The organism is uncultured Cyclobacterium sp., assembly GCF_963976465.1.
In the GTDB taxonomy this organism is placed as follows: domain Bacteria; phylum Bacteroidota; class Bacteroidia; order Cytophagales; family Cyclobacteriaceae; genus Cyclobacterium.
Genome location: NZ_CAXBOC010000169.1, coordinates 1 through 9,871, shown reverse-complemented (window position 1 = coordinate 9,871; position 9,871 = coordinate 1). Strand labels below are relative to the sequence as shown.

At 40.8% G+C, this 9,871-nt stretch carries 10 protein-coding genes and 1 pseudogene; 2 read left to right on the top strand and 9 right to left on the bottom strand.

The genetic code is table 11. From position 1 onward, the window contains the following. The 4 genes and pseudogenes from AAC037_RS11165 to AAC037_RS11150 all read right to left on the bottom strand — a co-directional run. Positions 1-328 (bottom strand): annotated as a pseudogene (locus AAC037_RS11165) (hypothetical protein); the annotation flags it as partial. Between the two features lie 59 nt (positions 329-387). Then, positions 388-996 carry a DUF6134 family protein gene (locus tag AAC037_RS11160; RefSeq protein WP_339903068.1) on the bottom strand — a complete coding sequence of 203 codons (609 nt, stop codon included), beginning with the start codon at positions 994-996 and terminating at the stop codon, positions 388-390. A gap of 93 nt (positions 997-1,089) precedes the next feature. Beyond that, positions 1,090-1,866, bottom strand: coding sequence for an alpha/beta hydrolase (locus AAC037_RS11155; protein ID WP_339903067.1), 777 nt, complete (start codon positions 1,864-1,866; stop codon positions 1,090-1,092). A gap of 248 nt (positions 1,867-2,114) precedes the next feature. Further along, positions 2,115-2,744 (bottom strand): GDSL-type esterase/lipase family protein, encoded by a 630-nt coding sequence (locus tag AAC037_RS11150; protein WP_303614085.1) that lies wholly within the window; start codon positions 2,742-2,744, stop codon positions 2,115-2,117. Positions 2,745-2,845: 101 nt separating this feature from the next. Here AAC037_RS11150 and AAC037_RS11145 point away from each other — a divergent pair, with 101 nt between their 5' ends. After that, the gene (locus AAC037_RS11145; RefSeq protein WP_339903066.1) at positions 2,846-3,691 is read left to right on the top strand and encodes a hypothetical protein; all 846 of its coding nucleotides are present in this window, start codon (positions 2,846-2,848) and stop codon (positions 3,689-3,691) included. A gap of 49 nt (positions 3,692-3,740) precedes the next feature. After that, positions 3,741-4,394, top strand: a complete 654-nt coding sequence (locus AAC037_RS11140) for a class I SAM-dependent methyltransferase (RefSeq protein ID WP_339903065.1) — start codon at positions 3,741-3,743, stop codon at positions 4,392-4,394. On the opposite strand, the gene AAC037_RS11135 is transcribed toward AAC037_RS11140, so the two are convergent. The 5 genes from AAC037_RS11135 to AAC037_RS11115 all read right to left on the bottom strand — a co-directional run. Further along, on the bottom strand, positions 4,343-5,632 hold the full coding sequence (locus AAC037_RS11135; protein WP_339903064.1) for a neutral/alkaline non-lysosomal ceramidase N-terminal domain-containing protein: 1,290 nt from the start codon (positions 5,630-5,632) through the stop codon (positions 4,343-4,345). The genes AAC037_RS11140 and AAC037_RS11135 overlap by 52 nt on opposite strands. Positions 5,633-5,655: 23 nt before the next feature. Continuing rightward, a complete protein-coding gene (locus AAC037_RS11130) occupies positions 5,656-6,825 on the bottom strand; it encodes an AIR synthase related protein (protein ID WP_339903063.1) in 1,170 nt (389 codons plus the stop codon). A gap of 45 nt (positions 6,826-6,870) precedes the next feature. Then, positions 6,871-8,820 (bottom strand): OmpA family protein, encoded by a 1,950-nt coding sequence (locus AAC037_RS11125; protein WP_339903062.1) that lies wholly within the window; start codon positions 8,818-8,820, stop codon positions 6,871-6,873. A gap of 21 nt (positions 8,821-8,841) precedes the next feature. Further along, the gene (locus AAC037_RS11120) at positions 8,842-9,330 is read right to left on the bottom strand and encodes a hypothetical protein (protein WP_339903061.1); all 489 of its coding nucleotides are present in this window, start codon (positions 9,328-9,330) and stop codon (positions 8,842-8,844) included. Positions 9,331-9,509: 179 nt separating this feature from the next. Continuing rightward, positions 9,510-9,871: (Fe-S)-binding protein (locus tag AAC037_RS11115; protein WP_339903060.1), on the bottom strand; the 362-nt coding region annotated here is incomplete at its 5' end.

Here is a 9,871-nt window from a genome sequence, read left to right as displayed (position 1 = left end):
CGAATGTATCATCGATGATCACCGTGTAGCCTTCAGCGGGCATGGCTTCGATGTCCTGTAATCTTTTCTTCCATTTTTTTGGAAGATTTTGGATGGCATCGAATTGAGTTAAGAGAATGCTGGGGGACTTTTTCTCCTCTTTTTGATTAATGGGAAATGTCGTATCAATCCGACTTTCCAGCTCTTCTTTCAGTATCTTGGCATAGGTTGGTAAGCGCTCACTTTCTCCATAAGGGACAATTTCTGCTCCCTTAAAGTTAAAGTCTTGGCCATAGGAAAGACCACTTACTAGAAAAATTGTTGCAATTAATAGGTGTCGTAGCAGCATCGTTTTTTGGGTTATCTTTCAATATACCGATTGTACACCTTATAAGGCTACTTTGATGCTTATTCTCTGCGTTTTACTTCGTAATTTTTTATGGGATTGTGCATGCTGACTGTTAGCATTTTCCCATTTTGATAGTAATATTTGTTTTCATCACCCTCTATATGGGTGGTATAAATACCTTCACCATGGGATCTTATTTCGGAGAATTTACCTAAGTTTTCTGCCATCATCACTTTTATCCCTTTGGGGTCCTCAAAAAATAGCCTTACAGCACTATGGTGAATAGGATCTTTGATGATGTCTTTATGTTCATATTTATAACCATTTGCATCAATTTTATATTCATTCCCTTCCAGCCATATTTTACTGATAAAGTTTCCCCGATTTGTTTTTGAACTTACTTTAGAATTAATGAAAACACCTTCGTGGTATTTTACCTCCGTGTGGTAGTCTACTTTAATGGTACCGAATAACCAAAAACTAACCTTGCTGTCTAGCCTGTAAGTGGTGGTATCCTGTGCTAAGGTTTTGCTGGCTTTCATTTGCCCGATGGTAAAACCGGCCAGTTTGATATCAAAATCAATTACTTCTTGGGCTTTTAGTGAGCTTAAAAGGAAAAAAAGTACGGTGGTAAAAAGAAAGGTTAAAGAAGACACTTTTATGGGCATTTTCTATTGGTTTAATGGATTGTGCTGATAGTAAGGTATGAAAAAGAGAAGGCGTGGCCAAATCCCTTAAAGCGTGACAAAGCTTTAAATTGCCTAATTGGCTTTTAAAAACTGTAAAGCGATGCTATTGAAAGCTTCTGGCTGTTCTACATTGACCACATGTCCGCAAGAGGGAACTACCTCTAGCTGTGCAGATTGATGGGTTTTTACCAGTTTAGTGATGGTGGGCAGAAACATATAATCCTCCTCGCCCATAAGGTAAAGGGTGGGAACAGGGGTTTCTTTTATCCTAAATAAATTCAGCAAAGGGTTGACTCTGGAAGCAAGGCTAAACCATCTTATAAACTCTTTTTGATAAAGCTTTTTTGCTTCTTTAACAAATAAGTACCTAGATGCCTTATGATTTTTTCTTGGCATAATGATGAAAGCAAAAAGCTTATATAGGAATAAATACGGGATGACAGATTTCAGTAAAATCCCTAGACGCATCAGTACCTGCCCGCGAAGGTTAAGCTTCATTATGGCTCCTGCCAGCACCATGCTCGACACCCTTTCCGGGTATCTTTCTGTTATTTCCCGAATAATAATTGTACCCAACGAGATGCCTATGAAATGAGATTTTTCAATCTTCAGGTGATTTAATACCTCCATTACTTCATCAGAAATAACAGGGAAACTGTATTTTTTTAATTTCTCGTAAACCTTGTCCTTGGATTTTCCATGGCCCCTTAAGTCCACCAACAATACATTGTATGATTTCTTAAAATCTCGAATTTGTTTAAACCAGATGGCACTGCTGCCTCCTGCACCATGGACAAAGGTTACCCAAGGGGCATCTGGCTTTAATAGATATGTGGTGTAATGCAACATGAGGGATTATAACACGGAATTACCCTATATGGTTTAATCCCAAATTAAAATTAAAGAGAACCTGCTGGATATCAATCTTTTTTCAACCTGACTATTGAAAGAAACAGGGCCTTTTTCGCCGGGTAATTTAGGGCCAATTTAGCTTTAAAAACCTGCCAAAAGTAAGGCCGGTTACCTTTCAATGGGAAGGCAAAGCCGGCCCAATGTTGAAAAGGGCCGGCTTTGCTTAATGAATTCAAATAACAAGATTATTTGATGGCTTTGGCAACCAATTTTGCCATGATTTTATTGCCTTTGGTATTGGGGTGTACGCCATCAGCAAACAACTTCCCGTATTTTTCCATAGGCGTGTGTAAATCAATAAGTGTGGCTCCGGTTTGTTCTGCTGCCTGACGGATAAGAGGCACCATCTCATTGACAATTATTTCTTCAGTGATGTCAAAATTGGTTTTAAACACGGGAACAGGAAGACATACATAAACTTTTCCGCTAGCCGGCATACTTGCTTTATAGGTTTCTATCATTTCCACATAATCGTCAAGAAACTCATCTTTGTATTTCCAGTTTTGTGGTTTAGAATCATTGGTTCCTAATTTTATTACCAACACATCAGGTGCAAATTTTTTCACCGCTTCGAATTGGGGCTCTTCCCAATATGGGTGATCTCCCTTTTTCAATAAAGTACGTCCACTTACCCCAAAGTTGATCACTTGGTATTTATCCCCTAACTGCTCCTGCATTTGAAGGGGGTAACTGTCAGGATTGTCTCTGCCGGGGCCTTGGGTGATACTATTGCCCACACAGGCAACTTTAATGGGTTCTTGGGCAAAAACTTGTTGACTGACAATTAACAAAAGAATATAAAATAACTTGTTCATGAATAGTAGATTTTCTTAGAAAATGGAAATTACATAATTTTTAAATGTTTTGATCCTTTCATTTCTTTAAATTGCATGTTACTAGGAATTTTTCTGTTACAATGAAATTGAAGCATTTGCTTATTTACGAAAAGATTAACCTCCTTTCTTTGGATGTGGTGGCAGGGGCTTGTTCAGGGATGTATTTTTTTGCTGATCTCATGAAAGTGGATTTGTCCTGGAAAATTTATTTACTTCTGGCTTTGGCTGTTTGGTGTATTTATACCTTTGACCATTTATTGGATGCCAAAAAAGTGGAGGGGCCTGCCTTATCTCAAAGACATAGATTCCATCAAAACCACTTTAAATTTCTGATGGTATTGATGCTGATTGCCATTATAACGGGTTTGATTTTGGCTTTCCTGTTTTTGCCTTCCATTAAGATGCTTGGCTCGGGACTGGCACTTGCGCTGGTAATCATGCTTACCATGACTTTTTTGCGCATTGCAGGTAAGAAAATGGCTGCCGTAAAAGAGTTTTCTACAGCTTTTTTTTATGTGGCGGGATTGGTGTTGATCCCGATATTAAATCTTGATCATGCTTTCTCTTCTGCCAATTGGGCCTTTTTCTTGGCTGCGTATTTTCTGTTGGCTTGGTACAATTTGATTTATCTATCCTACAGTGACGGAGCCCAGGATCTGGCTGAAGGACAAGCTTCCATCAGCACAGTTATTGGTACGAAACAAACCAGAAAGTTACTCTGGGGGCTTTCTATTATAGGTTTGGTTTACCTTGTGGTTCTTTTCTTGATTTTGCCCTCTTATTTTCATATTTACACTTTAATTTGGGGATTGATGCTGCTGATGCATGTCATCAGCTTTATGGAATCTCCGGCTAGTAACACTATGAAAACAAGAAAGCGCCTTGAACTCAGCTTTTCTTTGCCAATCCTATTGTTATTGTTTTAATAAGGACTAAAAAACAAGTTATAAACACAAGAGGTAGAAGGAACATTTTATGAATGCTTATAATTTTGTTGCCCCATTTTATGATGCACTGGCCACTTTGGTATTAGGGCCAAGGTTTCATGGGAGCAAGTGGGCATTTTTAGATATTATTCTGCCGGGAGACACTGTTTTAGTAGTAGGTGGAGGAACTGGAGCCAATTTGCCGGATATTTTAAAAAGATGTGGGAAAAAAGGTAAGGTAATTTATATGGAGGCTTCGGAAAAAATGCTTGAGAAAGCCAAAAAAAGAATCCCTTCAGATCAACAAGACCGTGTGGAATTTATTTTCAGGGCTGATTTTAAGCTTCCGGAAAAATACAATTTTGATATAATAGTCACGCAATTTTTATTGGATGTATTGATAGATCAAGACATCACTGCACTATTTGAGGAGGTAAACCAAAAGGTAACTTCCGATTCCAAGTGGTTGTTTTTGGATTTTTTTCCAGTGAGAGATAAAAAGTTTTTGATTCGATTGATGATCACCAGTTTTGGTTTTTTGACCCAACATCCAAGAAAAGAATTACCTGATTACGAGGGGTTTTTCACCAAGGGAGGTTGGGTAGCGGCAAAAGAAATGTCCTTTGAAAAAGGGTTTTACCAAGCAAAAGTTTATTTACCGGCACCAAAAGATATCAAATCCGATACAATTTCTTTAAAATAATCCCCATTGTAAGGACCATAGAAATTCATGTCTCTGGCTTCATAATAATCACCTGAATAGTATTTGTCAGGCGTAATATAGCCTATATATCCTCCATTAAAGGTGGTAATGAACAAGGAGAGACCAAGAGCTTGGGCTTGTTCCTCCCATGCCTTATAAAATACCCCTGAAACTTCACCGGAAGAAGAGATAAACAAGGCATTGCCTATTCTGACGACATCGAAATAAGCCGGATTATCCCCAATAGCCCAGTTAAAAAGCCAAGGTCGAAGCCGAATGTTATCACTGACCCTGTAATGAGGGGAACGAAGTTTTAATGGAAGCCTTGTGGCCAAGACCTGCTTGCCTGCAAGTGCCTTTTCGCTTTTATTCTCATTGACTACTGAGTCCAATGTAGAAGCATACTGTTTGATGCTTTTGATATCATTTCCGGGTGCTTTGGGGCGGTGGCTGCCTACTGCACCTGCCGCAAAAACGGCAAAGTCATGCCTTTCTTCCATAAATTCAGAAAGGTAGTAAGGGTAGTCTCCTGAAAGCCCCATAAACTTGCTGCTAAGGCAGGTAGCGTGGGCACTGTAAGTCACCAATGAGCAGCTTTGTCCATCAGTGTTTTCCAAAATCAACTGTCGGATAAAAGGATCTATGGGGTCAGATCTTTTGGTGCGCAAGCTTACTGTGTCCATATTGGCCAGGGCTTTTTCTAGTGCCTTTAAGGTGCCGTTTTTAATGGTATTTACCAAAGGTTCATCCCATCCTCCCATGGCGATTTTTCCCACAGGTCCGGGTATGGTTCCACCCATTCCGCTATGGGTATGTGTGGCTGTAAAATAAATCTGGTCTATAGGTACTTGCTCTTTGGCTAAGGCTTCTCTTAAAGTTAGGGCAAGCTCAGGGTGGACAATGAGTAACTCATAATTTAAGAAAGCCACCTTAAATTGCGCATTGCCTATTATTATGGCCTTTACAAAGCTACTGTCTGCCACGAATTCATAAGGCCCGCGAGGTTTATAAGCCACCAAGTTGGCGGGTTTGTCAGGGGTTATATTCGCCTTGGCCCAACCACCCAAAAGATAGCCTTTATCAGACCCCTTAAAAGCCAGCTTGCCAACTGCTTGCTTGGTTTCTTTGTAATAAGTAGTCTCTTTATATGGCGTCCAATCAACCGTTGTGAGCGTCAGTAATCCTAAGGCCAATAAAAAAATGAAACATCCAAGGATTATTTTTAATAGGATTTTCATTGGCTCAAAGTTGGTTGGATACCTTATCCATCATAGGTGAAGGTGCCATGTTGGCTATTGACTGTAACTTTTTTCCCTTGGTAATCTGTTACCCGACCAATTACTTTGGCTTCTACACCAAAATTGGCAGCAATGGCAATGGCTTGGTCAGCATCCTTTTCATCCAAATAGACTTCCATTCTGTGGCCCATATTGAAAACCTTGTACATTTCTTTCCAATCTGTACCACTTTCTTCCTGAATGATCTTAAAGAGCGGAGGAGTATCAAATAGGTTGTCTTTGATAACGTGAAGATTGTCTATAAAATGAAGCACTTTGGTTTGGGCCCCACCACTACAATGGACCAATCCATGTATGGCGGCCCTGTTTTCTTTCAGTAAAGCGGCCATAATTGGCGCATAAGTTCTGGTAGGAGAAAGTACCAATTTCCCCATATCCAAGGGAGTGCCCGGTGCAGGGGTTGTGAGGTCATGGCTTCCGGAATATACCAAATCTTCTGGAACCGAAGGGTCAAAACTTTCAGGATACGCAGACATCAGCCGCTTTGAAAAGACATCATGCCTGGCGGAAGTAAGTCCATTGCTTCCCATTCCTCCATTGTATTCGGTTTCATAAGTTGCTTGACCAAATGAGGTCATGCCCACAACCACATCTCCCGCTTTTATATTGTCATTGGAAATGACTTCATTTCTTTTCATGCGGCAGGTAACTGTACTGTCCACAATAATGGTGCGTACCAAATCACCTACATCTGCTGTTTCTCCCCCGGTAAGAATAGCATTTACACCATGGTCTCTCAACATCTGTAATACCTCTTCTGTACCATTGATAATGGCAGCGATCACTTCTCCGGGAACAAGGTTTTTATTTCTGCCGATGGTGGAGGAAACCAAAATATTATTGACGGCACCCACGCAAAGTAGGTCGTCAATATTCATGATGATTGCATCTTGGGCAATTCCTTTCCATACACTTAGGTCACCGGTGGCTTTCCAGTAAAGGTAAGCCAGGGAAGACTTTGTTCCTGCACCATCCGCATGCATAATGTTACAATAGTCAGGATCATTGCCCAAAACATCTGCTACAATTTTGCAGAAGGCTTTAGGATACAGGCCTTTGTCTAGGTTTGAAATTGCTTGATGTACGTCTTCTTTGGAGGCCGAAACCCCACGCTGCATGTACCTATCGTTCATAAACTCAGATTTGGAAAAAACAGATAAGGGGCAAAGGTAAGCATTTTACTCCGTGATTTCTATAACCTTAAACTCCGTTCTTCTGTTGATTTGATGCTCTTCTTCTGTTTGAGCATTTTCTATAATCAATTGCCTTTCTCCATATCCCTTGGCTTCCAACCTGTCTGCAGCAATACCTTGGGATACAATATAAGCTACTGCTGATTCTGCCCTTCTTTGAGAAAGATCATCATTGTAGGCATCTGTGGCCCTTGCATCGGTATGGCTACTTAACTCAATACGTATGCCCGGGTTGTCCTTAAGAATTTTCACCAGCTTGTCCAGTTCTATGGCTGCATCAGGTCGGATATCAGCCTTGTCCAAATCGTAATAAATGTTTTCAAGCACAATGGCTCTTTCCAGAATTAGCTGATCCAAAACTATGGTGGTATCTAGGGTAATATTGGTCACATCTTGAATTAGATCCTCTTCTGCCGGTGTTTTTCCGATGGTGGTATAAGGGATGCTTTTGGTGAAATAACCGGTTTTAGAAGCAATGATTGAATAGTTTTCATCGGGTTCTAGAGGGAATCTTAAGCGGCCTGATTGACTGCTGAGGTCACCGTCTACCGTTTCATTTTTATCATCATAAAGCATTACCCGCACCTGAGGAAGTATCTCTTCCTCACCGTTTTCAGCAATGGTTTTGGTGACTACATTTAGCATTACATTGACCACTTTTGGTGCGGGGGTCATGTCTTTGAAGAAATAAATGTCATCATCCCCTTTGCCGCCTTCGCGGTTGGATGTAATGAATCCTTCTTCAGGATATTTAGTAAAGAAAATCCCAAAATCATCTGCAACGGAATTAAAATTGGGTCCAAGGTTTACTATTTTGTTTTGCCCTTCCACTTCTTTATAAACGAAAAGATCTAACTTACCAAAGCCGGGATGTCCGTCTGAGGAGAAATAAAATTCACCATTGGCCAAAGGTCTGGGGAACATTTCATTGCCGGGAGTATTGACTTCCGGACCGAGATTTACTCCGGCCCCAAAGTTACCTGAAGCCATCTTGGTGGCTTTATAAAGATCCGTTCCGCCATAACCTCCGGGGCGGTTGGATGCAAAATAGAGGGTTTCTCCATCCGGACTAAAAGCCGGAGTAGAATTCCAGTACTCGGGTTCTCCATTCACCCCCATAAATGCCGGCTGAGTAAATCCACTGCCGTTAAATGTGGAAGAAAAAAGGCTAACTTCAGGCAGGTCACCTTTGCGGTTACTGTTGCCACGGGCATAAACGATCCTATTTCCGTCGGGGCTTATGGCAATGGCTCCTTGATTTAGGCCCGATTCATTTTGAAACTCTGTTAGGGTTTGTACTCCTTGCACATCCACATTAATGCCGTCTGCCCTGGTTTTAAATAAACGGGTATAGCCTTGGCCTGAGCCGGTATACATGCCTCTGGCTCCTCTGGAACTGGTGAAAAACAATTGGTTTTCACTTAGCACAGGTGCGTAATCCAATCCGGAGGTGTTCAGTAAGGTGTAATTCTCCAATTCATGATTGGGCCAGATGGGAGTAATGTTGGCAATTGCATCAATGTTTTGTATTTCCTTATTGGCAAGTGCTATTTTCTCGTCGTCCATTGTCAGCGTCTTGGCTGATTCAAAGGCTTCCTTAGCCGCCTCATATTCACCCTTCCCTTTCAGGCTCTTTCCCTTATGGTATTGACTGTCGAAAGTAGCATCTGCTTCATTGACTTTTTCATAGTATTCTGTGGCTTTCTCTATTCTGTTGGAAAGCCTATAGCTTTCTGCGATATAAAAATTGGCTTCACTGTTGTCCGGCTCGTTTTCTAACAGTTTGGAATAGGAAGCAATGGCCAGTTGGTATTCACCGGTGTTGAACTGGGTCTGGGCTTTTTGTTGCAAACTGGTACAAGATGCTTGTAGCACAAGCAATAAAACAGGAAGTAAACAGCGGCTTACAGGGAGGGTGAACTTTATGTTTCTCATACTATTATTTCTCTGGCAGTATTAATGAGCAAAGTATTTTTTTAGCCAACTGTTATTGGCTTCAATAAGCCATTGTTCATTCAAGTCCGAAATTTTATTGACACTGGGATTAAACATTTTGCTGGTAGACTTTAATGAACCGGCTGAAACGTGATTTTTAATTTCAGGCAAAAAGGCCACCCTAACATTTTCTCCATCCATATAGGCCACCTTGCCACTGTCTAGCAAATTCAGATTTAATTTAACTTCTATCTCCCGAATGATCCTAACAGAGCTGTCTATGGAGCATCCGCTTGCCCCCAACTTGCTTTCATCTACAGAAAGAATAATAAATTGGTCAAGCCTAATGTCAAAAGAACTTGGCATCTCTGCACCATGGGTGTTCCATTGGTTACAGAAGGCAACGAGTTTAGAAATGATCCAAACTTTCTCCTTCTCCTCAAAAGGTCGGTCTGCTTGGTAGACCCAAATTCTCGCATCTTTTGGCATATCATCAAATGGTACGTACATAATTGGCTCTTTTAATTTATTATCAGAATCAAATTTATAAATTTAACAGGCATAGTTGCTGTTTTACTATTAAACGAAGATACATTCATTATGATACAAAATCTTTTTTAAGTTCCCTCAAAAAAAGTATAAAACCTAAAAACTCACCCTGTACAAGACGAACAATATCCTTTTTTTGTCTACAATTGTTGGTCTTTTGCAATCAATTCAGCCAAATCAAGCACATTTACCTCTGCCTCTTTTTCCTTGTTTTTTACCCCATCAGTCATCATGGTCAGGCAAAAAGGACAACCTACTGCAATGGTTTTGGCACCTGTTTGCAAGGCTTCTTCGGTGCGTTCCACATTGATGTCTTTTTTTCCGGCTTCCGGCTCCTTAAACATCTGCGCCCCACCGGCACCACAGCAAAGCCCTTTTGATCGGCATCGCTTCATTTCCACAAGCTCCATGTCCAAGGCTTTGATGACTTCCCTGGGGGCTTCATATACATCATTGGCCCTGCCCAGAAAGCAACTGTCGTGAAAGGTGATTTTTTTGCCTT